The following is a 22,493-nucleotide window of genomic DNA, read 5'->3' as shown; positions in this document are numbered from 1 at the left end:
AGCGCTGTCATGTTGCCTATGGATCGAGATTCGAATCCTACTCCTTAGGCAAGCTCTCGAAGAGCGCCTGAACAGCCCCGTCCGGATCCTGGAAGACCGCGAACCAGCCTATGTTGGGGACTTCCGACTTGGGCACGAGCATCTTCCCGCCCAGCTCCTCGATCTTCTTGGACGTCTCGTCGACCGAGTCAACATTGATATGGTTCAGCACTCCAAAAGTGGGTTGGCCCTCTTCCGGGACGAACAGGCCGCCGTGCGGCGGTGTCGGCGCGTGGAAAAGCGTGTAGTCCATCTCAGGCACGTCCTCAAACTTCCATCCGAAAACCTCACCGTAGAACTCCTTGCTCCTCTCCTTGTCCTTGACAGGGATTTCTATGTGGGTGAAGCTTCCATGTTTAGGTTCTTCTGTCATAATCAACCCCCTATGACCGCCCCAAGTGAATACGAGACTTAAAACTTGCGGGGGGAGTTGAGTGAACGAAGAGAATACAGAAAGGGGTCCAGCTCGATTGCCGCGTTCGTGGGACGGACCTATCCGCCCCGCATGACCCCTTCCTACTGGGGGCGGAGGCCTCTGGCAGCCAGCCAGTCAGCGCCTCCGTTCCCCGCCTCGTTCCGAGCGTGCCTCACGATTCCAGGCGAGGGCGACCCAGTTCCCCGGTGGGGGGTTGCGCTTCTTATGGTTCTTCCGGACGTTTCAATCACCTCATCCTGTAATGAGGATGGTCACAGGGTTAGGCTTGAGCGGTAAGAAGTGAACGAAAAGTGACCACTTCCGGTCGCTTTTTGGGGACTGTCCCGTCTCCTGAACAAGGTTTATTTACCAATCCAGCCGATGACATGACGGATGAAGAAGATCAGGATCAAGAGATGGAAAGACGGCGCCCTCGAAGAAGTGGATGACCTAGTCGCCGAAGAGACGTTCCTCCATCTGGAGATCGAGGACAAGATCGGCTTTGACACGATCATCTCACCTCATGACATCAAGGACTTCGTTTATGGTAACCTCTTCTCAGAAGGCTTCATCGATGAGCCCTCTGAGATCAAGACATACTCGGAAAGGGAGAAGGACGGGAGCTTCCGCGTGGATGTCTCCATCGACCTGGACTCGGACATCTCCTACAGGAGGAACTACAACATACTCTGGACGGACTGCACGACTCCCTCGGATGTCCAGAAGAGAATCGGCGATAGAATCGCGAAGATGGACTCCCCGCTCAGAATCAAGGCTTCTGACGTCCCGCTCGTACACAGTAGGACTTCTGACCACGTGGATGTGTACAAGCAGACCGGTGCATACCACTACGCCTTCCTGTTCGATGAGAAGATGAATCTCATCGTCACGGCCTTCGATGTGAGCCGCCACAACGCGGTTGACAAGGTCATCGGCTCCACATTCCTCAATGGCGGCACTTTCGCGGACAAGGCCCTCTTCGTCACGGGCCGGATAACGTCTAATATGGTTTGGAAGTGTCTCAGGGCGGGGATCCCGCTCGCAATGTCTAGGAGCGCCCCGTTGCTTGAGGCGATAGAGCTCGCGAATGCATATGACATGGGGGTAATCGGATTCGCTCGGGGAAAGCGGTTCAACCTATATTGCGGGGAGAAGTACATCGACTTCGGGTGATCGCCTGATGGATATCTCGGTAGCGATTCTCACTGGCGGGAACTCCTCCCGTTTCGGGCGGGCCAAACAGCTCTTCGAAGTCAGTGGAAAACCGCTCTACAACATATGCTACGAGAAGTTCCAAAGGCTCTCGGACGATGTCTTCCTTCAGGGCGAGTTTTCGGGCACTGATGTGGACATCAGAGGGGATCTGGTGAGCGAGAAGGGTCCGCTAGGCGGGATCTACTCCGCCCTGAAGAACGCGAGATACGAGCGGGTCTTTGTTCTTGCGTGCGACATGCCAGACCTCGACCCTCGGATACTGGGTCTTCTGCTCGATCATGGTGAGAGTGAGCTCGTCGTTCCGAGATGGAGGAACGGGCACTTGGAACCGCTTTGCTCGTTGTATTCGAAAAGCCAGATGCCACTGGTCGAAGAGATGCTGGCGAGCGGGACGCTCAAGATATCGGAGCTTTTTGGCCGAGTGGAGAAGGCCTCATTCCCTATCATTGACGAGTGGATCGAACAGGGGCTCATCTCGGCGGGCTGCTTCCGCAACATGAACGAGCTGCACTCGGAGTGAGCTACTCTTCTTGACCCTCTTCCGCGATCAGCAGTCTGGGGAGTGTCCTCGCCCTTTCGACCGTCGCGGAGCCTGAGTCCACGAGTCCCTGTATCTCCTTCCCTGAGGCTTTCACTCCCCTTGGCGGGATGACTATCCCGATCTCTGCGTCCTCAATCGCATTCTCTCTCGGCACGAGAGCCAAGCCAAGCTGCCTTCCCTCGATGACGACGCTGCTCGTCACCTCCCCGATGATCCTGTCCTGATCGCTCACGACAAAGGCACCAGGCCTGACGACGCGAATTCCCTTATTCTTCATCCGGTAGCGGATGATTTCTCTCTCGCGGTTCCTGGCCTTCTCGACCGCTCTCTGCCTACCGACGAAAAAGGACTTGTGCAGCTTGACGAAGGTCCCGTATCCCGCCTCTGTCGGGAAGAGATCGTGCTCGCCCGCGAGCTCGTTCCCCCACAGCGGGAATCCCGCCTCCGTCCGGGTGGAGTCCCTCGCTCCCAGGCCCGCTGGCTTCACGCCGTAGGGCTTTCCCTTCTCCAGGATCAGATTCCACAGCTTCGGAGCATTCTTCGGGTGCACGAAGAGCTCGTAGCCATACTCCTCGCCGGTATATCCCGAGCGGGAGATTATCAGCGGAACGTTCCCCAGCCTCAGCTTCATGAGCTCGAACCTTGCCAGCGACCAGAACCTCCGCCTTAGCCTTTCGTCCTTAATCAGCTCCATGATTGTCTCGCGGGAACTGGGTCCTTGGAGCGCGATGTCCACCCGCCGGTCCCTCCCGCTCGAGGGGTCTTTCAGGTCCCTCACGCTCACGTCTCCGCTGACGTCCACGGACGGGTGTTCCCTGCTGAGGAGGTACTCACCGGTGCTGACGGCCTGAAGCCAAGCAAGTACCTTCTCTGCGTTGACGGCGTTGGCGACGACCATGTAGTCCTCCTCGCCGATCTTGTAGATGAATATGTCATCGAGAACGCGCCCGTCGATGTCCAGCACGTAGGAATAATGTGATTCGCAGGGCTTGAGCCATCTCACGTAGTTCGTCGTTACGGCATCCAGAAAGTCGGTGGCGTCTCTCCCCTGAACGCTGATGACGCCCATGTGGCTCACATCGAAGAGCCCAGCGGTCTCCCGGACCGCCTTGTGCTCGTCGGCGATGCTCGTGTAGAGGATGGGCATCTCCCATCCCGCGAAGGGCTTCAGGGAGGTCCTTTTGGCCAGCTTGAGGTGCTCTTCGTACAGGCAGCTCCTCCTCAGGGGAATGTCCTCTGGCTCGTACATGTACATCTTCTTGCGGGACCTCTTCCGCAGGAAATCCCTTTGACCCACGAAATAGGGTTTCGAGATGTCCATGAAATCCTTCCGCCTGCGCACTATCTCACTCGCGTGTGTCTTCCTCCTGCCGTAAATCGGGAGGTAGCGCCTCTTCCGCGTATCCAGTTCTGCGTCATATCCGATCGGGCCAATCCCCATTCTCTTGCCCGCGTCCAGAATCGCTTTCCAGACGTGCACGCTCTTCTTCCTGTCAACGATGATGTGGAACCTCTCACACTTCTCGTGGAACCCGGCCCATCCGATCACGACCCGGTTCTTGTCCATCGAAACCTTCACGAGACCTTTGCCGCTCCACTTCTTGAGTTCTGGAGCCAGTTTCCTCAGAACCCTCAGGCTGCTGTGACCGTGGAGCAAGATGCTCGTCTTGCCCTCCCGCCTGAGGTCTTTGACCATGACGGGTCCTTGGACCTTTCTGAAGAGATCGTCATCGAAGATTACGTAGGAATCGGACAGTGCTCGGAACCAGAGCTTGATTCTGTCTGCGTTCTGGGGGTTGGTCACGACGATGTAGCGGTCCCTTCCGACCCTGTCAGGCGGCCCTCTCATCACGACCACGTCGTCGATTATCCTGCCGTCCTTGTCCAGGACGAGAGTCCTCTGGCTCGTTCCCACTTCCATGTCGCGAATGGGGCCGGTGCAGACCTCGTCGAGGAATGGCCTCGCCCGCCAGCCACGAACTTCTAGGAGTCCGTAGGCAGACGCGTCCAAGACTCCGGCGGAGTCCTTGGTCTTCTCGATGTCCTTCTTCAGCGTGTGATAGACCGCAGGAATCCTCCACCCGCCGACCCTCCTCATCTTGGCGCGGGACTCCTTGTGAATCTCCTCAAGAGGACTCTCGAACTCCTCACCTTCGCCGGTGCCATAGTGCGGATATCCATGCCTCGGCGCGGGCACCTCGCTCCTCGCCTCCCGGACAAGCTCGTCGACCTCCCGCTTGACCTCTTCGAGTATCCTGAGCTCGATCTTCCCCCTGCCTACGTCCTTCTCCCGTCCGACGTAGTGGAAGGGCTGGATGTTCGTCAGTATCCTGTGAGACAAGGCGGCGATCTTCTCCATTTGACTCTTTCCGAACCCACGCTGGGTGACCCAAGTCGTGCCGAAGCGTATCGCGCTCGGGTGTATGGCATTCTCATCGTACGGGATCGTGTTCTTGTTGATGACGATTCCACAGAGCTCCATGATGCGGGCCGAGATTTCGCCCGTGAGCGGGTAGCCGGTCTTCGTCTTGATGTCCCTCAGGTCGATCAGAAGCAGGTGGCTGTCCGTCCCGCCGTAGGCGACGGTAAGACCGAGCTTCTTGAACGAGCTCACCAGATGCTTCGCGTTCTCCACGATCCTCCTCGTCAGCTCCCTGAACTCGGGCGTCTTGGCTATCTCGAAGCACACGGCCTTCGCGATGACGTTGTTCAGGTGCGGCCCGCTCTGCTCGCCCGGGAAGACGGCCCGGTCCAGCGCCTTCGCCTTCTCCTTGTCCGTCGTCATGAGGACCGCCCCGCGGGGACCGCAGATTGACTTCTGTGTCGTGAACATGACCACGTCCGCGTATCCAATGGGGTTGTTGAACTGCCCGCCGACGATGAGGCCTGCGACGTGCGCCATGTCCGCGAGGAGAATCGCCCCGCCAGCCGCGTCGGCGACCTCCCTGAACTTCTTCCAGTTGATGTTCCACGGGTAGGCGCTGTACCCCGCGATGACAAGCTTCGGTCTGTGCTCCTTGGCGAGCCTCTTCAGCTCCTTGAAATTGAACTTGCCGGTCCTGTCGTCCGGGTAGTAGGGGATTACGTTGTAGTACCGCCCGGAGCGGTTCACCTCGCTCCCGTGCGTGAGATGCCCGCCCGCGTTCAGCGCCATCCCCATGACCGTGTCACCGGGCTCGAGGAAGGCGTTGTAGACGGCGTTGTTGGCGATAGCGCCCGAGAGCGGCTGGACGTTCGTGTAGATCTCGTCCGCGGATATCTCGTCCGTCGCGAAGATCTCCGCCAGTCTCTTCTCCGCCAGGTTCTCCATGATGTTGACGTACTCACAGCCCTTGTAGTATCTCCTGTCCGCGAACCTGCGCTGGTGCGTCATCTGGTGCTCGTAGTCCGTTGCCAGCCCCCTGTCCTCCTTGTCCATCCTGACCGATGGATGCCCCTCGGCGTAGAGGTTCGCGAAGGCGGACGCGACCGCCTCCCTCACCGGGCTGGGACAATAGCTCTCGGATGCGATCATTATGAGCTTCCTATCCTGTCTCTCCTCCTCGAAGCCTATGAGGTCAGCGACCTCCTTGTCGATATCCTCGAGGCGAGCGTTGAAGACCAGATCCGCGTATGTTCTCTTGGCCATGCGACCACTTCTCCTGCTATTGCCAAGTGATAGTCGCTCATAACATTATTCTTTTGCAGCTGTCACCCTCACGGGGGACAAACGACAGTTGATATGCCCCCGAGTGTAAGACTATGATCGGAGGTGTAATTTTGACATCACAACAACTAGATGATATGCTCAGCGCCTGCGAGGAGTGCGCTGGTGGGGACGTCCGTTCCTACGAAGAGCACTTCGCAGCGTGTCCCGAATGCAAGGAATACGCGGAGGCCGCTGAGAAGCTGAATGTGCAACTGGGGTTTCTGGAGGATTTGGCCTCCAAGCCCTTGGACGAGAGAAAGCAACTTCTGGGCTCGAGGATGCGCAAGTTCCTGGGAATGCCCGAGGCGGAGCGGAAGGCAGCGATAGCCGATCTTCTCAACGCTCTTGGTGATATCTCCGAGGATGCCAGGATGAAGGTCGTGAAGGCTAGGACCGACATCATGATGGAAATCCCGAAGGAGCACCGCAACACGCTCATGGCCGTCTTCGCCGAGATCATGAAGGACTGGCCGCACGAGCGCAAGATGATGGAGAAGCAGGCCGTCATGAAATCGACGGAGGACTACTTCTTCCTCAAGCGAAAGATGGTCCGGAAGAAGTTCGGCCAGATGCTGGCGTAGGAGGCGACGAGATGGACCCACCGGTCAAGATGGTGAGAAAGGTAACCTTGATCGCCATACTGTTCGCCGTCATCGGCGTCGGCATGGCCTGGACAGCCCTGATCATGGAGCAGACGGTGCTCGTTCCCATGCAGGAGGACTACTTCGCGAACAACTCGAAGGCCGATAGGGACAGCGCGCTGGCGGGTTCCGACCTGGCGAAGGATCTGGCGGCCATCGAGGAGATGAAGCCCACGATCCTGACGCTGAAGCTTGTAGGCATTGCAACGGTGCTTTTCGGCATTACCATTGCCCTGTTAGGCATCCTTCGTATGCTGTCCCTGATGCCCGTCGGATTGGGTGACGTCCTTCGAGCGAACCTCGAGGACATGGGGCTTGGGAAGAAGGAGTAGGTCGACGACGGCCTACGGCCCCCTTCCTGGGCCGTTGGTCCCTTGGAGACCCATAAGTCTTTTCTCGCATCGCTGATTCCCTAGATCACAGAAGGTGGCAGAATGAAGGTCTGTGGGATCGTCGGCAGTCCGGTCAAGAAGGGGAGCGTGGACCTGCTCGTGTCGCGAGTTCTGGAGGGCGCCAAGAGCGAGGGGGCGGAGACCGAGAAGGTGCATCTGAACGACCTGAAGATCCGGCCGTGCCAGGACTGTGTGAAGGACCCCGATCCTGAGTACTGCCTCTTCGACGATGACATGAAGGTCATCTATGACGCCCTGGACTCTTGCGACGTCATCGTCCTGGGTTCTCCTCTGTATTTCGACACCGTGAGCGCGCAGACGAAGCTGATGATTGACCGCTGCAACTGTCTGATGCCCTATGTGAAGCGCGAGGACGGCACGTACGGTTTTGAGAGAAGGAAACAGCGCCGGAACAAGGGAGTCTTCATCGCGGTCGGCGGGCAGGACAGGGACTTCACGCCCATCCTGACGACCGCGAAGGCGTTCTTTAAGTGGGCGAACATCGAGCTCGTTGACAAGATACTCTACGGTCAGACGGACGAGGCCAGGGGCGGCGTCAAGGACGACGAAGAGACCATGGCTAGGGCATTCGAGATCGGCGTCAGAATCGCCGCGCCGGCAGAACGGATGGAATAATCGCTATTCGACCTTCACCATAGCCTGGCCACAGCAGACTAGCTCTCCGCCACCGGCTTCCTTGACCTCGACGACATTCCCGCATATCTCGCATCGGAAAACTTCACCTACTTCATTAACACGAACCATTGGTTCCACCCTGGAGTCTGAGTCTCACAATTCAAAGGGCTTATGTAAATCTTGCGACTTCTTTGTAGCGTGGAAAGGTCAGATAGAATGGTCAGTGATGACGCGCCCACGGGTCATCGACCTGCATCTCTCAGAAAGATGTTCCAGGGCGTGTCAGATGAGTACGACCTGCTGAACCGTCTCCTGACCTTCGGACTGGACCGTCGGTGGAGGGCGAAGGCCACGGCATCGTGCCTTGAGGACCGCCCCGAAGCGATTCTGGATCTGTGTTGCGGGACGGGCGACCTTCTCTTCACGATCATGAGGCGGACCCGCGATGGGTCGAGGGTGCTCGGCTTGGACTTCACAGAGTCGATGATAGGCAAAGCCAGCGCGGCAGCGGGCCGGTCGAAGCCGCTGATCCTTGCGGACGCGGGCCATCTGCCGTTCAGAGGCGAATCGTTCGACTGCGTGGCAATCGCCTTCTCGTTCAGGAACCTGCTCTACAAGAACCCCGCCATCGGAACATACCTGGCCGAGGTCCTGAGGATACTGAGGCCTGGCGGGCACTTCGTCATCATGGAGACAAGCCAACCTGAATCGGACGTCCTGAGGAAGTTATACCACGCGTATCTGAGGACGATTGTGCCCTTCGTTGGCGGGGCGGCATCGGGGAGCAAGGGCGCGTACACGTATCTTGGCAAATCCGCGACGAAATTCCCCGCCTCAGAGGAAGTTGCCATCATCCTGCGCGGGGCGGGCTTCAGCGAGGTCACCTTCCAACCCCTCCTCCTCGGGATGGTTGGGATTCACAAGGCCACGAAATAGGCGGGTTCAGAGAAAGAATCATAAACGTAGACTCAGATGGCGAGGTCATGAGAATGAAGAGCAACGACTTCGAGGATGGTGGGGACGTCCCCTCTGGTTTCACTTGCGACGGGGAGGACGTATCGCCCCATCTCGTCTGGGAGGAGGTTCCTGAGGGAACGAAGAGCCTGGCGCTCATCATGGACGACCCGGATGCTCCCATGGGGACCTGGGTGCACTGGCTCTTGGGAGACATCCCGCCCGCCACAAGAGAGATGCCTCAGAACTCGAGGCCCGCGGGCTCCCGCCAGATCACGAACGACTTCGGGAGGGAGGGCTATGGAGGACCCTGCCCGCCGAGCGGGACTCACAGGTACTACTTCAAGCTCTACGCGCTCAACGTCGAGAAGATCCTGGCGGCCGAGAAGAGGGCATTCTACCGCGAAGTGGAGGAGCACAAAATCGGCGAAGCCGTCATCATGGGAAGGTACACCCGCAAGTAGCCCGAGCCGCCGAAAAAAAAGCGTTAAATACCGACGTTCCTTTCTCCGAGCCAGTGAGAACATGTGCGAATCCACTGTTTACGTTGAGATGGATGGAGAAGAGACCGAGCTCATGAAGGATGTCGCCAAGGTCGAGGTGAACGACAAGACGATAACCTGCATAGACATCATGGGCGAGATGAAGACCGTCCAAGGGACTGTGAAGAGAGTGGACCTGGTGAACCACCGATTCATCATCGCTTCCAAGTAGGTCTCCGATGGCCCAGAGGATAGGAATCGCCGGGAAAGGCGGTGTAGGCAAGACCACGCTGGCAGGAACCCTGGCAAGGCTTTTGGCGAGGCGAGGAATGAGAGTATTGGCGGTGGACATCGACCCGTCCCCCAGCCTCGCGTCCGCGGTGGGGATACCGGAGGAGGAGAGAAAGAACCTGGTCCCGCTCTCCCGCATGCTGGACCTCATAGAAGAGAGGACGGGCGTGAGACCAGGGTCCTCCTACGGACAGATGTTCAAGCTCAACCCGAAGGTGGACGACCTCGTTGACACGTACGGCACAATCGCGAAGGACGGCGTGAGACTGATCGTCCTGGGGACCATCGAGCTGGGCGGGAGCGGATGCTTCTGCCCCGAGAACGCGTTGCTGAAGCGGCTCCTGAGGCACCTCGTTCTGGACAGGGACGAGGTTCTCATAATGGACATGGAGGCGGGCGTCGAGCATCTGGGCAGGGGCACGGCGGAGGGCGTGGACATTCTTGTCATCGTGGTGGAACCCGGAACGAAGTCCATCGAGACGGCGGAGAGGATAAGGAAGCTGGCGGAGGACGTGGGTATCGGCAAGGTCGTCGCGGTCCTCAACAAATCGCTCGGAAAGGATGACTTCACCCGCTCGAAGCTCGCGGACATAGGCATCGAGCTGGTCGGGTCGATTCCCTACAAACCGTGCGTAATCGAGGCTGACATGAAGGACGTCCCGCCGATCGACAACGAGGACTGCTCGGAGATCGTCTCGGCAATCGAGGAGATCGGGGACAAACTGGGGCTCCCGGACTGAACGATAGCTTTTTTCACAGGAAGGCATTCCGCTCTGCAAGGAGGTGCAACATGCCATTCATAAACGTATACATGTGGCCCAGGGACAAGGAGAAGAAGCAGAAGCTCGCGCGAGCTATAACGGACGCCTTCGTGAGGATCGCGGGTATCCCACCAGACTCGATCTGGATCGTCTTCAACGATGTGGAGAAGTCCAATTGGGCCTCGGCGGGAGAGCTTGTCTCCGAGGATTAGCATCCATCGGGCAAGTCGAACTTCGTCTTTTGCCGAAGATGATTCGCAAAGGCCAGCATCTGGCGGTTCGTGAAATGGGAAAGGAATCGGTGGCCAAGCAGGTCAACTTTATAAACAAGCGGTGTATACGACATAACCGAATTGTTGGCCATCTAATCGGGGGTAGTGAGTGAAGAAAGTCAAGTTCGATAAAGATATCTGCATGAGTTGCAGGGCTTGCGAGACCGCGTGCGGGGAGAGGCATTCCGATCACGTGGATTGGCCGGACATCCTTCTTGCGGAGCCGAGGCCGATCCCGCGTGTCAGGGTCTCTCTGAAGAAGGGTAACCCGTACCTCGTGAGGTGCCAGTTCTGCAAGAACCCGAAGTGCATGGAGGTCTGCGAGTTCGATGCCATCACGCAGGAAGAGGACGGGTTCGTGAGGTTCGACGTGGAGAAGTGCACGGGATGTTGGGAGTGCTTGGAGGCATGCCCATTCGACTGCATAGAGAAGGACATGGTCAGCGAAGTCGCGGTCAGGTGCGACCTCTGCGAGGAGTATGAGAACCTGGCCTGCGTCGCGGCCTGTCCGACTGATGCTCTGACGGTGAAAGAATAGGAGGAATACCATGGCTAAAGAATCTGAAATGAAACAGAAGTCAGTAGACCCGGCGACACTGGAGATGTTGGAGAAGGTGCGCGATTCGGACGTGGATGCCACAACGATGTGGGACCGCTACGAAAGGATGCAACCACAGTGCCGCTTCGGAGAGCTGGGAATATGCTGCACGATATGTCTTCAGGGACCGTGCAGGATCAATCCGTTTGGCAAGGAACCCTCGCGAGGCATATGCGGGGCGACGGCCTACACGATCGTCTCGAGGAACCTTCTCAGGAAGATAGCGGCAGGATGTTCTGCCCACTCCGACCACGGAAGACACATCGCCCATACCATGAAGGCCCTTATCGACGGAAAGGCCGACGCTTACTCGATAAAGGACGAGGACAAGCTCAGAGTCGTCGCGCAGAGGGTCGGAATAGATGTAGATGGAAAGGACACGATGGAGCTGACGAAGGAGCTTCTCGGGGAGGCCTTCGAGGACTTCTCAAGGGTGGAGCACGAACCACTCACCTGGTTGCGGACCACGCTAACTTCCAAGAGGCTGGAGATGCTGGACAGATATGGTGTCCTTCCCAATGCCATCGATGCCGCGGTCGTGGAGGTCATGCATCGCACCCACATAGGTGTGGATGCAGATCCCGTTCCCCTCATTTTCAGCGGGATAAAGTGCGCTCTCGCCGATCTAGCTGGTGAGCACATATCCACGGACCTGAGTGACATCTTATTCGGAACTCCCATGCTCACGTTCACTGAGTCGAACCTCGGTGTGCTCAAGAAGGAGTCCGTCAACATCGCGATGAACGGTCACAACCCCGTACTGAGCGAGATTATGTGCGATATCGCAGATGAGATGAAGGGTGCCGCCGAGGAAGTTGGAGCGGACGGCATCAACATCGTAGGGATATGTTGCACCGGAAACGAACTGCTCATGCGGCGGGGGATTCCGCTTGCGACCAACTTCGCCTCCCAGGAGCTGGCCATCATGACCGGTGTCCTTGATGCCATGGTCATCGACTATCAGTGTATATTGCCCTCGCTTGGGATGTGGGCGAACTGCTTCCACACGAAGCTGATATCGACGTCCGACCTCTGCAGGCAGCCAGGGGATATCCACATAGAGTTCAATCCGGCGAGCGCGAAGGAGGACGCAAGGAAGATACTGCTTCTGGCCATTAACGCCTACAAGGACAGGAATGAGAATGCCATTCACATACCGGATGTGAAGGAGACTTCCTGTGTCGGATTCAGCGTGGAACAGATCATGGAGATTCTGTCCAAGGCCTCCGATGATCCTCTTCAGTATCTTGCGGACAAGCTCAATGAGGGAAAGATCCAGGGATTCGCAGCACTCGTTGGATGCAACAACGTGAAGACCTGCCATGACCTAAATCATCTGACCCTCGCGAAGGAGTTCATCAAGAACGATATCCTTGTCATCTCGACAGGCTGTGCCGCAGGCGCCTACGTCAGAGCAGGACTCACGAACTCCAAGGCGACCAAGGACTTCGCGGGAGAGGGTCTGAAGGAAGTGCTCACCGAGCTTGGAGAGAAGTTTGGCTTCGACGGCCCGTTCCCGCCCGTCTGGCACATGGGGTCCTGCGTTGATAACTCACGAATACATGACTTCATGACGATGCTCGCGAACAAGATGGGAGTGGATATCAAGGACCTCCCCGTCGTCGCGAGTGCGCCAGAGGACATGAGCGAGAAGGCGGTGGTGATAGGGACGTGGCTGGTGGCGACTGGCTGGCCGACCCACGTGGCGGTGCTCCCGTTCATACATGGAAGTCCCCTCGTGGTACAAATCGCCGAGAACACAGCCCGCGACGTCTACGGAGGCTACTTCGTCTTCGAGGAGGACCCGGACGAAGCTGCCAGGAAACTGGTCAACATAGTGAGGAATCGACGCTGGAGACTGGGCATCGGTGAGGACAAGGAGACCATCTATTGGTCCGGCGAGACGAAGGAGGATGTTTTCGCGGAGAAACCTGAGGTCGCTGCGGACGGAGGTGAGGAGGAATGACCAAGGTCACGCAGACAGAGCTGTTCAGCATGGCGATCTCGGGAGCCATAACGGCAACCGGCTACGCCGACGTTCTCCTGAACCGCGCCCTGAGGAAATACGGTCCTGACCAGACGATCGAGTATCCGGACACGGGATACGAGCTACCCTGCTTCTACGGCTGGACGACGACGCCCGTGAAGACGCTCAGTGACCTTCCCGCTCTACTCGGAGAGGTCAGGGGGAAGATAAGGCCCGAGCCCACTCTCGAGAACGCGCTAACCGCCGGCGAGGCCACCATGTGGTCCGCCGAGATCGTGGAGGCGCTTCGGTACATCGGTAACGACAAGCCGTTCGAGAACGAGGCCCCGCCAGGAAGGCAGGAGTACTGCGGCTTCGTTGGAGACCCAGTTCTCAGGAATCTGGGCATAGCATTCGTCGACGATACCATCCCTGGTGCTGTAGTCTTCATCGGAAAGGCGAAGGACCCGGAGGCTCTAGCGAGGATAGTGAGGGACTTCCAGAACAAGGGCATGCTGCTCATGGCGACATTCGACATAATCAGGCAGCTCGAGGACCAGGGGATCAAGATGGGGACTGACATAATGCTCTTTCCCCTCGGCGAGTTCACGCAGGCGATACACGGCCTAAGCTTCGCCATCAGGGCCGCCCTCGCTTTCGGCGGGATAAAGCGCGGAGACCGAGAGGGACTGCTGAAATACCTCAAGACGAGACCCAAGGTCGTAGTGTTCCAGTTCGGCCCGCTTGACCAGATCAAGGTCGCAGCTGAGTTCGCCGTGATGTTCAACGGCTCCCCGACGATCACGGACCAGGATGTAGAGGAGATCCCGGGCAAGTACATCGTGCAGAAGGATTACGACCAGATGGTTCAGACGGCCATCGAAGTAAGGGACATGCAGGTCAAGCTCGCAGCCGTCGACATCCCGGTCCCGTACGGACCCGCGTTCGAGGGCGAGACCGTCAGGAGACCGGACACGTATGTGGAATGCGGCGGACCCTCCAAGACGCCCGTCTTCGAGCTGGTGAAGATGCGAGAGGCGGACGAGGTGGAGGACGGCAAGATAACCATGATCGGGAAGGACATCGACGAGCTCGAGGAAGGGAGCGGCAGCCCGCTCGGGATCGTGGTCGAGGTTTACGGAAAGGATATGCAGAAGGACTTCGAGTCCGTCCTGGAGAGGAGGATACATCAGTTCATCAACTTCGCCGAGGGCGCGTGGCACACGGGCCAGAGGAACCTTCTTTGGATAAGGCTCAGCAAGGACGGTGCCGCCCAGGGCCTGAGGTTCAAGCACTTCGGCGACGTGCTGCACGCCAAGTTCCACGACGACTTTGGCGGACTGTTGAGCCGTGTTCAGGTGACCATAACGACGGACCCAGCGGAGATCGAGAAGCACCTTCCGGAGGCGATGGAATCCTACGAATACAGGGACGAGCGGCTGAGAGGAATGACCGACGAGGCCGTGGAAACGTTCTACACCTGCACGCTGTGCCAGAGCTTCGCTCCGAACCACGTGTGCATCATCACTCCCCAGAGGCTCGGGCTCTGCGGCGCCATCAACTGGCTGGACGCCAAGGCCAGTAATCAGATTACGCCGACGGGTCCGAATCAGCCCATTGACAAAAAGACCACTATAGAGGAGGTCAAGGGCCAGTGGGAGGGCGTGAACGAGGCGGTAATCGAGCACTCTCACGGGAAGCTGGACAAGTTCAACATCTACACCATGATGGAGGACCCGATGACCTCGTGCGGCTGCTTCGAATGCATCGTCGGTATAGTTCCCGAGGCGAACGGCGTCGTCGTCGTAAACCGGGAGCACGGTGGGATGACGCCCCTGGGGATGAAGTTCTCCACGCTCGCCGGAACTGTGGGTGGCGGATTGCAGATGCCTGGATTCATAGGCGTCGGAAGGTACTACCTGCTGTCGGACAAGTTCGTAAGCGCGGATGGCGGGTTCCAAAGGATCGTCTGGATGCCGAAGGAGCTCAAGGACGCGATGTACGACAAACTTAAAGAGAGAGCAGAGGAATTGGGCATTCCCGATTTCGTGGACAAGATCGCTGACGAGACTGTCGCAACGGAATCGGCGGAGCTGCTTGAGTTCCTCGCAGAGAAGGACCATCCAGCTCTGAAGTTACCATCTATGCTGTAGGGGCCTGGTACAATGGCATTGGAGTTGCCCAAGGAGAAGTGGGTAGGGAAGATTGGACAAGTCGTCATCGGAGCCCTCGAGAGCGAGGGAGGAACGCGGACGAGCAAGGTTGCCCTGGGAGGGGCAACAAGCCTGCCTTTCCTCGGCTTTGAGGGCGAGTATCCGAACGAGCCGCCGATAGGGATGGAGATCTTCGACGTCGTCCGAGAGGACTATCCAGAGGTTGCGAGGAAGCCCTTCGAGGATGTCATCGACGACCCCGGCAAGTGGGCCAAGAAGTGCGTCGAGGAATACGGCGCGGACATGATCTGCATCAGGATGATCGGCACGAACCCGGAGGAGGAGAACCGCTCGGTCGAGGACGCTGAGCAGACAATCAAGGAGCTCAAGGAAGCGGTCGGAGTCCCGCTCCTGATTTACGGCTCCGGGGATGAGGAGAAGGACGCTAAGGTCCTCGAGATGGCCTCGAACGTTATGGCCGGCGAGAGGTGCCTTCTCGGTCTCGCGGAGGAGGCCGCGTACAAGTCGATATCCGTCGCGACCATGTCCAACGACCATGGAATCGTGGCGTTCAGCAATCTGGACATCAACCTGGCGAAGCAGATGAACATCCTGCTCACGGATTTCGGTGTCAAGCTCGAGAACATCGTCATGGACCCGCTTCAGGCGGGGCTAGGATACGGGCTCGAGTACTCGTACTCTGTCATCGAGAGGATCCGGCTCGCTGCGCTCATGGGAGACAAGATCCTTCAGGTTCCCATAATGTGCGGGACAGCGCGCGTCTGGAACGCGAGGGAGGCGTTCAAGGAGGACGCCGACACCGGGGATTTCACTTCCCGAGCCGTGTTCTGGGAGGCCACGACCGGTCTGTCCGCCCTGCTGGCGGGCGCGGACGCGCTTCTCATGAGACATCCGGACGCTGTCAAGCACGTCAAGGAGTCGGTCAAGAGCCTCCATGGAGGAGGTGAGCAGTAATGGCGCTCACTGCCCTTGACATCTACAAGAAACTGCCGCAGACGAACTGCGGGAAATGCGGGTTCCCAACATGCCTCGCGTTCGCGATGCAGCTGGCCAACAAGAAGGCGAGCATCGACGCCTGTCCGGACGTCTCGGACGAGGCAAAGGAACTGCTGGAATCCTCAGCCGCACCGCCGATAAAACTGGTGAAGGTGGGCTCTGGGGACAGGGAGATCGAGATGGGAGACGAGGTCGTCATGCATAGGCACGAGAAGACGTTCTACCATCCTGTAGCGTACGCCCTGATGGTCGATGATGACTCTCCAGACATAGAGTCCAAGGTCCAGGCAACCGAGGAGATGAAGTTCGAGCGAGTGGGGGAGGAGATGCAACTTGACATGATCGCAATCCGCTCGAAGTCGGACGATCCAGCGAAGTTCTCTTCCGCCGTCTCCGCGGTGAAGGGGAAGACATCGGTACCGCTCGTGCTCGTGTCGCAGAACCCAGCGGTCATGGAGGAAGGGCTGAAGGTCTGCGGCTCTGACAGACCGCTCATTCACGCCGCGACCAAGGACAACTACGAGAAGATGGCGGAACTCGCGAAGGCGAACAACTGCCCGCTGGCGGTCCTAGAGGACTCGGGGTTGGAGGAACTCGCTGAACTGAGCAAGAAGGTGAAGGAGGCGGGTGTGGAGGACATCGTCCTTGACCTCGGCAAGAAACCCCTGGGCAGGTTGTTCCAGGAGCTCACGCTGGTCAGGCGGCTCGCCATAAAGAAGCTCTTCAGACCTCTCGGCTATCCGGTCATCATGTTCGCCGGGGGTGAGGGCGCGAGCGAGGGTCTGGAAGCCGCGATAGGAACCGTGAAGTACGCTTCCATCGTCGTTATGAAGGAGGCGGACAGGGCCATCATGTATCCGCTGCTCACGCTCAGGCAGAACATCTACACGGACCCGCAGAAGCCCATACAGGTGAAGCCTGGCATATACGAGCTGAACGGACCCGCCGAGGACTCACCGGTGCTGATCACAACGAACTTCTCGCTCACTTACTTCACCGTCGCGGGGGACATCGAGACGAGCAAGGTCCCGAGCTATCTCCTCGTGGCCGATTCCGAGGGTCTGTCCGTGATGACGGCATTCGCGGCGGACAAGTTCACCGCCGACACGGCTACGGAGCTGATAGAGAGCTGCGGGATCGCGGACAAGGTCAATCACAAGAAGATCATCATCCCCGGACAGGTGGCGAGGATGAGCGGAAAGCTCAACGAGAACTCCGGCTGGGAAGTGGTCGTTGGACCGAGGGATTCCTCCGGCCTTCCGAAGTACCTGAGAGAATACGCTGGCGCCTAGCTACATCTGCGTCGGGTCTATGTAGCTCGCCTCTTTCTTCCTGATCGGCTCGAGTGACTTGTCCACGGTCTTCTTCATCTGCAGACCGGAGACGTGCATCAGAGTGTCCCCGAGGTCGTCCTCGACGTTCATCGAGCACAAGCATGGATAGTGATGGTGCGCAAGCCCCGCCTTCTCCACGGCATCCCTGACCTCCGTTCCTGGGAGTTTATCGGCAACGAACCTTCCGCAGCCGCAGGGCGAGTCACGCACGACCTCCGTCCCCGTCACGGTGTTCTTCTCGACCTTCACGTCCAGTATGGGCCTTCCAAAGAACTCCACGAACTTGTCGATGATAGGATCGCCCACCTCATCGAGGGTGCAGAAGGGCCTCGGGAACGCGGTTGCGATTCCGATCTTCGAGAGTTCCCGCTTGATCTGGGTCTTCATCCCGAGCGGCAGCCACTGTGAGCTGTCCACCGGTGCGATAAGCGCAATCGCATCTGCGGCCTTCACTATGTCTACGATCAGTTGAGCGGCGCTCGAGTTCTCCTGCAGAGCGAGTACCAGGTCCGCTTTGGGCACGGACTCTGGCAGGAACTCGGCGGGGTCGTCGATGACGAGGGGCAGATCCTCAGGGAGGGTCAGTGTCTCCACCTTGAAGCCCTCGGGACCGTTGTCCTGAACATTCTTGGCGATGCGCTCACCGTACTCACCCTGAACGAGCGCGAGAATCGTCATTTCTCCTTTGCCTATCCGCTCGAGTTCCTCGGCCGTCAGCTCCCGCTTCTGGATTTCCTCCTCCTTCTCCGCGGCCCGCTCGACGCGATAGGTCGGCCCTCTCTCCAGAGCCTCAAGGAGATTCTTCTCGAAGTCTTCGTCCAAATCGAGGTCTTCGCCAATCTCTAGAGTGATGGATGAGTACTTCGCATCGCCCCGAAGCTCGGTTTCCTCTCCCACGAGAACGCATACCTCTTTGTCGCCGATTGTCAGTCGAAGGTTCGAAAAGACCTCCTTCTCCTTCTGCCCCTTCAGATAGACCCGCTCGGGAACGTAGTCAAAGCGCAACGACCCCGTGCTGGATGCAGACGACCTGAGGGCCGCTACAACATCGCTTCCAGTGTATTCTTTGCCAAATGTGACTTCCTTTCTCATGTAGTGCCTCTGCCGACTTGAAATCGCGCGGTGGCTAGATGTTCAGCTTGGCGAGAATCTCCTTGGCCCGCCTGTAGGCGACGCTGTCCGCGGGGAGATCGATGAGCGGATCCCCGGTCAGGGAGGACTCCATTATGTTCTGGTCCTCGGGGAACACTTCCCTGCAGTCAAAACCAGCCTCCTCGATGACCGGGCTGAGGAGCTCCGGGATCTCGGCGGTGCGACTGATGACCAGGCATCTGTCCTTCACCTTCAGGTCTAGGCTCCCGCTCAGTTCCCTGATCCTTCCAGCGGTCACCACGCCGTGTTTGGTCGGGTCCGACAGTATGAACATCATATCGACGTTCCTTGTGGTCCTCCTGCTGAGGTGCTCCATCCCGGCCTCGTTGTCTATGACCACGTAATCGTAGTTCGCCGAGAGCTGGTCCAGATACGTCCGAAGGATGTTGTTGATGTAGCAGTAGCAGCCCGGACCCTCCTGTCTGCCCATCGCAACGAGGTCGAACTTGTCGCCCTCGGTCATGGCCATGCGGAGGTTATAGTCCACGTAGTCCTGCTTGGACATAGCGGGGGACAAATCACCAACGTTCTTGAGCAGGTCCTCTCTGAGATCGCCGATGGTCTGGTTCACTTCGACCCCCAGCATCACGTCGAGCGTCGAGTTGGGGTCTGCGTCGACCGCCAGAACCACGGACTTCTCGCTGAGCGCCTTTATCAGAAGCGTCGCGAACGTGGACTTCCCCACGCCGCCCTTGCCCGAAACGGCGATGGTCTTTCCCATCTCAGTCCTCCAGACCGTACTTCTCACGCATGTGGCTGGATAGTTCCCTCGTCATCCTCAGGGCCGCCTCCGCCTGATCCTCGCTGAGGCCTGAGAGGCCGCACATGGGCGTCACAAGGGACTGCCTGTGGATCCTTTCCTCGTCCACACCTTTGTCTGCCAGCAGTCCAATATTATTTTCAAGCTTCCCTATAAGGCTTTGCAGATTCTCCGCGTCGAAGGGCTCGGGAGTGGAAGGCACGACACCCCACGCGATAATCCCTCCCCGGTCCAGGAAGGCTGACACATCCTCGGGATAGAGCGAGAGCGTGTGACCGTAGTTGTAGGCGTCGAAGGAGAGCATACTGGCGGGAGACCGCAGGATGAGCGGCCATTCCGTGTTCCCGCAACAGTGGAACCCGCTCAGCCCGCCAAGGTCGCTGACCACGTCCTCGAACAATGTGAGGACCTCGTCCTTGCCGATGTTCAGGAAGGCCGAGCCATACATGTTGAGATACGGCTCGTCGAAGACGACCAGTGTGTTCTCGTGTAGACCAGAGAGACGGTTCGCCATCCAACGGGCGGTCATGTTGACCGTCTTCGTGATGATCTCCTTGTACGTGTCGTCGTACAGAAGCGATCTCTTGTCCTCGTACGTCAGGTTGAGACCCAAGCTGATGGGTCCCGTGACCTGCCCTCGAACTATCTTGGCGGGGGTTCCCTTCACTGCCCGCTCGAACTCGAAGAATGCGGTGGCGAACTCGGGCGACAGCGAGAAGTACTCCAAATCCTCCTCGATGACCTTCTCGTAGAAGGACTCGATCTCAGAGGCCTCCCCGGGATTCACGAATATCCTGTCATCCTCCATCCAGATGCCAGGGATGCTCTGCGAGTACTGGGCGTACATGTTCTCCTTGAATCCCCGGCGGGGAAGCTGTGGCCAGGTCGGGACCTCGGGCGTGTATTTCAAAACGAGGTCCACGGCCTTTTTGACGTCAGTGTGCGGGAGGCTTCCAACGGTCATCGGAAGGAAACCCGCACGGAAGGTCAGATGACCAGCTCCCTGGCGCTCGGGAACTTCTCTAGGTCGGTATGAGGCAAGAACATGGCGGAGGTGAACTCGTTGAAGAATGACGGTGTGACGCTAAGCTCGATGTAGGTCATCTTCTTGGCGATATCGATCGCCTCCTGCTTGCTCTTCTTCGACAGGATCGTCAAGCGAGCGCCCGCCAAAGACCCGTTCCCGATGAACCTGAACTTGTCAGGGTCCACGTCGGGAAGCAGGCCGAGCCATATGCTCTTCCTCGTGTCCAGATAGTTCCCGAAGCCGCCAGCGATGAATATCTGCTCGACGTCGTCGAAGGAGCAGTTCATCGTCTTCAGCAGCACGGTCGCGGCAGCGTAGACCGCCGCCTTCGTCCTGATGATGTTCCTGATGTCGACCTCTGTGATGACCATGTCATTGTATATCCTGGTCTCGTCCGCCCAGACGACGACGAACTCCTTGCCCTCGGGGCCGTCGCGGACCCTCGGGGTCTTGAGCGACCTGATCCTCCCTGAACGGTCGATGACGCCGTGCATGAACATCTCCGCGAGAAGGTCGATGAGACCGGTGCCGCAGATGCCTTTGGGCTTCACGTCCCCTATCGTCTTGTACTTGACCTCAAGGTCCGTGGTGAGGGTCACTTTCTCTATCGCACCGACCATTGCCCGGATGCCGTAATCGACCTCGCCGCCCTCGAACGCCGGGCCCGCCGAGCACGAGCAGGAGACCATCCAGTCCTTGTTCCCGAGAACGACCTCGCCGTTCGTCCCGACGTCAATCAGCATGGAGAGCTTATCCGTCTTGTGCAGCGCTGACGCCAGCACGTCCGCCGTGATGTCCCCGCCGACGTAGCTACTCCGACACGGCAGGATGTAGACGTAGCCCTCTGGGTTGATCTTGATGCCGGTCTCCCTGGCCTTGATGAGCGGGAAGAAGTTCGCGGACGGGATGTACGGCTCCCGCCTGATGTGCGCCGGGTTCAGTCCGAGAAGCAGATGGGTCATCACGGTGTTCCCGGCCGCGGCGGCGTAGCAGATCTCGTTCCGACGCACTCCCGCCTCGTCCATCATCTCCTTGAGGAGATAGTTAATCGTCTCCACGATCAGCATTCTGAGGTCCTTCAGCCCGCCCTTCTCCTCCTCGGCGTGAAGAATCCTGGTGAGGACGTCCTCGCCGTGGATCACCTGCTTGTTGTAGGCTGCCTCCTTCGCTACTATCTCCCCGCTGCTCAGGTTCACGAGCTCGGCGACGACGGTCGTGGTCCCCACGTCCACCGCCAGACTGAAGTTCCTCGCGGATGTGTCTCCACCCTGCAGATGCACGAGCTCGTGGCACTCGCCGTCCTCCACGACCGTGGCCGTCACGTCCCACTCGCTCTTCCTGAAGAGGTCGCTCATCCTCCTCATCACGGGCAGGGGGCCCATGATGTCCTCGATCCCGTGGTCGCTCAGAGCTCGCTTCAGGCGGTCCAGGTCGCTCAGATTGTCCGTCAGCGTGGGCTCGCTCAGCTTGAAATGGAATTTCATGATGGGCGGGTCCAGCTTCTCCGCCTCCACGACGTCGGCCTTCATGAGTATCTGAAGCAGCCCCATGCGGCTCTCTTCAGGGACGAGGACTTCGACGTCGCCCTCCGCCCGGGTCATGCATGCGAGGTGATAACCCTTCTTGATCTCGTCAGGTTCGAGAAGCTCCGTCTTCTCGGCTGTAACATCTCCCGCCTGAACGATGACCTTGCACTTACCGCACTTGCCTCGACCGCCGCAGATGGAATCGATGTAGATGTCGCCCTCGATCGCTGCGTCGAGGAGGTCCGTGCCCTTGTCGACCTCTATCGTCTTGTCGCCTGGTAGGAACCTGACCTGCACCTTCTTAGCCATGTCTCCCAGCATTCCGAAGTCCTGCTCTATAGATAAACGTTTTCGACTGCCTGCAGGGAGAAGCGCCTTCTCTTCCGCTAGGTGGATACTGCCTTGTCAATCGCCTCTGAGAGATCGTACCCGCCAGGGACTGGTTGGCCATGGGCAACGACCGTTCCGCCCTCGATTCGGACATCCCCCTCAGCGAATACCCTCAGTGTATGAACAATGAGCGGCAGCTCGCGTATGAAGCCCAGCCTGCGTATCTCCGCGAACAGTGGATTGCCCTCTCCATCTTTCTTGGCGATGTCCCCGACCGTCTCGCCCTCCGATCTCGCGTCGAAG

The 22,493-nt window shown here is 58.4% G+C and carries 23 protein-coding genes; 15 read left to right on the top strand and 8 right to left on the bottom strand.

Features of this window, described 5'->3' with window-relative positions; translation table 11 throughout:
• Positions 1 to 37 precede the first annotated feature (37 nt).
• Positions 38 to 412, bottom strand: coding sequence for a VOC family protein (locus LN415_03710; protein MCJ2556196.1), 375 nt, complete (start codon positions 410 to 412; stop codon positions 38 to 40).
• A 435-nt stretch (positions 413 to 847) separates the two neighbouring features.
• Here LN415_03710 and fdhD point away from each other — a divergent pair, with 435 nt between their 5' ends.
• Positions 848 to 1,627: a formate dehydrogenase accessory sulfurtransferase FdhD gene (fdhD, locus tag LN415_03705; GenBank protein ID MCJ2556195.1), complete on the top strand. Its 780-nt coding sequence runs from the start codon at positions 848 to 850 to the stop codon at positions 1,625 to 1,627.
• Between the two features lie 7 nt (positions 1,628 to 1,634).
• Positions 1,635 to 2,189: a molybdenum cofactor guanylyltransferase gene (locus LN415_03700; GenBank protein MCJ2556194.1), complete on the top strand. Its 555-nt coding sequence runs from the start codon at positions 1,635 to 1,637 to the stop codon at positions 2,187 to 2,189.
• A 1-nt stretch (position 2,190) separates the two neighbouring features.
• Here the strand turns inward: LN415_03700 and LN415_03695 are convergent, their stop codons facing one another.
• Complete coding sequence (locus LN415_03695; GenBank protein ID MCJ2556193.1) at positions 2,191 to 5,838, bottom strand: serine hydroxymethyltransferase; 3,648 nt, start codon at positions 5,836 to 5,838, stop codon at positions 2,191 to 2,193.
• Between the two features lie 131 nt (positions 5,839 to 5,969).
• Between LN415_03695 and LN415_03690 the strand changes: the two genes are divergently transcribed.
• The 3 genes from LN415_03690 (at position 5,970) to LN415_03680 (ending at position 7,567) form a co-directional block, all read left to right on the top strand.
• Entirely contained in the window at positions 5,970 to 6,479 is a 510-nt protein-coding gene (locus LN415_03690) for a hypothetical protein (protein ID MCJ2556192.1), read from the top strand.
• Positions 6,480 to 6,490: 11 nt separating this feature from the next.
• Positions 6,491 to 6,871, top strand: a complete 381-nt coding sequence (locus tag LN415_03685; protein ID MCJ2556191.1) for a hypothetical protein — start codon at positions 6,491 to 6,493, stop codon at positions 6,869 to 6,871.
• Positions 6,872 to 6,973: 102 nt separating this feature from the next.
• Positions 6,974 to 7,567 carry a flavodoxin family protein gene (locus LN415_03680; protein MCJ2556190.1) on the top strand — a complete coding sequence of 198 codons (594 nt, stop codon included), beginning with the start codon at positions 6,974 to 6,976 and terminating at the stop codon, positions 7,565 to 7,567.
• A 3-nt stretch (positions 7,568 to 7,570) separates the two neighbouring features.
• Here the strand turns inward: LN415_03680 and LN415_03675 are convergent, their stop codons facing one another.
• Positions 7,571 to 7,696, bottom strand: coding sequence for a desulfoferrodoxin FeS4 iron-binding domain-containing protein (locus LN415_03675; protein MCJ2556189.1), 126 nt, complete (start codon positions 7,694 to 7,696; stop codon positions 7,571 to 7,573).
• Between the two features lie 87 nt (positions 7,697 to 7,783).
• Between LN415_03675 and LN415_03670 the strand changes: the two genes are divergently transcribed.
• The 10 genes from LN415_03670 to LN415_03625 all read left to right on the top strand — a co-directional run bounded on the left by LN415_03670 (position 7,784) and on the right by LN415_03625 (position 17,353).
• Positions 7,784 to 8,503: a ubiquinone/menaquinone biosynthesis methyltransferase gene (locus tag LN415_03670; protein ID MCJ2556188.1), complete on the top strand. Its 720-nt coding sequence runs from the start codon at positions 7,784 to 7,786 to the stop codon at positions 8,501 to 8,503.
• A gap of 47 nt (positions 8,504 to 8,550) precedes the next feature.
• A complete protein-coding gene (locus tag LN415_03665) occupies positions 8,551 to 8,985 on the top strand; it encodes a YbhB/YbcL family Raf kinase inhibitor-like protein (protein MCJ2556187.1) in 435 nt (144 codons plus the stop codon).
• A gap of 61 nt (positions 8,986 to 9,046) precedes the next feature.
• On the top strand, positions 9,047 to 9,235 hold the full coding sequence (locus LN415_03660; protein MCJ2556186.1) for a CooT family nickel-binding protein: 189 nt from the start codon (positions 9,047 to 9,049) through the stop codon (positions 9,233 to 9,235).
• 7 nt (positions 9,236 to 9,242) lie between these two features.
• A complete protein-coding gene (locus LN415_03655; GenBank protein ID MCJ2556185.1) occupies positions 9,243 to 10,034 on the top strand; it encodes an AAA family ATPase in 792 nt (263 codons plus the stop codon).
• Positions 10,031 to 10,267: a 4-oxalocrotonate tautomerase family protein gene (locus LN415_03650; GenBank protein ID MCJ2556184.1), complete on the top strand. Its 237-nt coding sequence runs from the start codon at positions 10,031 to 10,033 to the stop codon at positions 10,265 to 10,267. The genes LN415_03655 and LN415_03650 overlap by 4 nt, the downstream gene beginning before the upstream one ends.
• Before the next feature lie 169 nt (positions 10,268 to 10,436).
• Positions 10,437 to 10,865: a 4Fe-4S binding protein gene (locus LN415_03645; protein ID MCJ2556183.1), complete on the top strand. Its 429-nt coding sequence runs from the start codon at positions 10,437 to 10,439 to the stop codon at positions 10,863 to 10,865.
• A 10-nt stretch (positions 10,866 to 10,875) separates the two neighbouring features.
• Complete coding sequence (gene cooS, locus LN415_03640) at positions 10,876 to 12,891, top strand: anaerobic carbon-monoxide dehydrogenase catalytic subunit (GenBank protein ID MCJ2556182.1); 2,016 nt, start codon at positions 10,876 to 10,878, stop codon at positions 12,889 to 12,891.
• Positions 12,888 to 15,044 carry a CO dehydrogenase/CO-methylating acetyl-CoA synthase complex subunit beta gene (gene cdhC / locus LN415_03635; protein ID MCJ2556181.1) on the top strand — a complete coding sequence of 719 codons (2,157 nt, stop codon included), beginning with the start codon at positions 12,888 to 12,890 and terminating at the stop codon, positions 15,042 to 15,044. The genes cooS and cdhC overlap by 4 nt, the downstream gene beginning before the upstream one ends.
• A gap of 12 nt (positions 15,045 to 15,056) precedes the next feature.
• Complete coding sequence (locus LN415_03630) at positions 15,057 to 16,019, top strand: acetyl-CoA decarbonylase/synthase complex subunit delta (protein ID MCJ2556180.1); 963 nt, start codon at positions 15,057 to 15,059, stop codon at positions 16,017 to 16,019.
• Positions 16,019 to 17,353, top strand: coding sequence for an acetyl-CoA decarbonylase/synthase complex subunit gamma (locus LN415_03625; protein ID MCJ2556179.1), 1,335 nt, complete (start codon positions 16,019 to 16,021; stop codon positions 17,351 to 17,353). The genes LN415_03630 and LN415_03625 overlap by 1 nt, the downstream gene beginning before the upstream one ends.
• Here the strand turns inward: LN415_03625 and LN415_03620 are convergent, their stop codons facing one another.
• From LN415_03620 to LN415_03600, 5 genes are all read right to left on the bottom strand, one after another.
• Positions 17,354 to 18,487, bottom strand: a complete 1,134-nt coding sequence (locus tag LN415_03620; protein MCJ2556178.1) for a DUF166 domain-containing protein — start codon at positions 18,485 to 18,487, stop codon at positions 17,354 to 17,356.
• Between the two features lie 34 nt (positions 18,488 to 18,521).
• Positions 18,522 to 19,268, bottom strand: a complete 747-nt coding sequence (locus LN415_03615) for an AAA family ATPase (GenBank protein MCJ2556177.1) — start codon at positions 19,266 to 19,268, stop codon at positions 18,522 to 18,524.
• A gap of 1 nt (position 19,269) precedes the next feature.
• Positions 19,270 to 20,271, bottom strand: a complete 1,002-nt coding sequence (locus LN415_03610; GenBank protein MCJ2556176.1) for a hypothetical protein — start codon at positions 20,269 to 20,271, stop codon at positions 19,270 to 19,272.
• A gap of 23 nt (positions 20,272 to 20,294) precedes the next feature.
• Positions 20,295 to 22,169, bottom strand: a complete 1,875-nt coding sequence (locus LN415_03605) for an ASKHA domain-containing protein (GenBank protein ID MCJ2556175.1) — start codon at positions 22,167 to 22,169, stop codon at positions 20,295 to 20,297.
• A gap of 77 nt (positions 22,170 to 22,246) precedes the next feature.
• Positions 22,247 to 22,493 (bottom strand): hypothetical protein (locus LN415_03600; GenBank protein ID MCJ2556174.1); only part of this gene is annotated, 247 nt, incomplete at its 5' end.

Source organism: Candidatus Thermoplasmatota archaeon (genome assembly GCA_022848865.1).
In the GTDB taxonomy this organism is placed as follows: domain Archaea; phylum Thermoplasmatota; class Thermoplasmata; order RBG-16-68-12; family JAGMCJ01; genus JAGMCJ01.
This window is presented reverse-complemented; position numbering and strand designations above follow the sequence as displayed.

Bases quoted from the DNA above. Each gene is read 5' to 3' on its own strand.
- LN415_03605 (MCJ2556175.1), bottom strand. From the start codon at position 22,169: ATGGCTAAGAAGGTGCAGGTCAGGTTCCTACCAGGCGACAAGACGATA.
- LN415_03700 (MCJ2556194.1), top strand. From the start codon at position 1,635: ATGGATATCTCGGTAGCGATTCTCACTGGCGGGAACTCCTCCCGTTTC.
- LN415_03675 (MCJ2556189.1), bottom strand. From the start codon at position 7,696: ATGGTTCGTGTTAATGAAGTAGGTGAAGTTTTCCGATGCGAGATATGC.
- LN415_03685 (MCJ2556191.1), top strand. From the start codon at position 6,491: ATGGACCCACCGGTCAAGATGGTGAGAAAGGTAACCTTGATCGCCATA.
- fdhD (MCJ2556195.1), top strand. From the start codon at position 848: ATGAAGAAGATCAGGATCAAGAGATGGAAAGACGGCGCCCTCGAAGAA.
- LN415_03665 (MCJ2556187.1), top strand. From the start codon at position 8,551: ATGAGAATGAAGAGCAACGACTTCGAGGATGGTGGGGACGTCCCCTCT.
- LN415_03655 (MCJ2556185.1), top strand. From the start codon at position 9,243: ATGGCCCAGAGGATAGGAATCGCCGGGAAAGGCGGTGTAGGCAAGACC.
- LN415_03695 (MCJ2556193.1), bottom strand. From the start codon at position 5,838: ATGGCCAAGAGAACATACGCGGATCTGGTCTTCAACGCTCGCCTCGAG.
- LN415_03660 (MCJ2556186.1), top strand. From the start codon at position 9,047: ATGTGCGAATCCACTGTTTACGTTGAGATGGATGGAGAAGAGACCGAG.
- LN415_03615 (MCJ2556177.1), bottom strand. From the start codon at position 19,268: ATGGGAAAGACCATCGCCGTTTCGGGCAAGGGCGGCGTGGGGAAGTCC.
- LN415_03680 (MCJ2556190.1), top strand. From the start codon at position 6,974: ATGAAGGTCTGTGGGATCGTCGGCAGTCCGGTCAAGAAGGGGAGCGTG.
- LN415_03625 (MCJ2556179.1), top strand. From the start codon at position 16,019: ATGGCGCTCACTGCCCTTGACATCTACAAGAAACTGCCGCAGACGAAC.
- LN415_03610 (MCJ2556176.1), bottom strand. From the start codon at position 20,271: ATGACCGTTGGAAGCCTCCCGCACACTGACGTCAAAAAGGCCGTGGAC.
- cooS (MCJ2556182.1), top strand. From the start codon at position 10,876: ATGGCTAAAGAATCTGAAATGAAACAGAAGTCAGTAGACCCGGCGACA.
- LN415_03670 (MCJ2556188.1), top strand. From the start codon at position 7,784: ATGGTCAGTGATGACGCGCCCACGGGTCATCGACCTGCATCTCTCAGA.
- LN415_03620 (MCJ2556178.1), bottom strand. From the start codon at position 18,487: ATGAGAAAGGAAGTCACATTTGGCAAAGAATACACTGGAAGCGATGTT.
- LN415_03630 (MCJ2556180.1), top strand. From the start codon at position 15,057: ATGGCATTGGAGTTGCCCAAGGAGAAGTGGGTAGGGAAGATTGGACAA.
- cdhC (MCJ2556181.1), top strand. From the start codon at position 12,888: ATGACCAAGGTCACGCAGACAGAGCTGTTCAGCATGGCGATCTCGGGA.
- LN415_03710 (MCJ2556196.1), bottom strand. From the start codon at position 412: ATGACAGAAGAACCTAAACATGGAAGCTTCACCCACATAGAAATCCCT.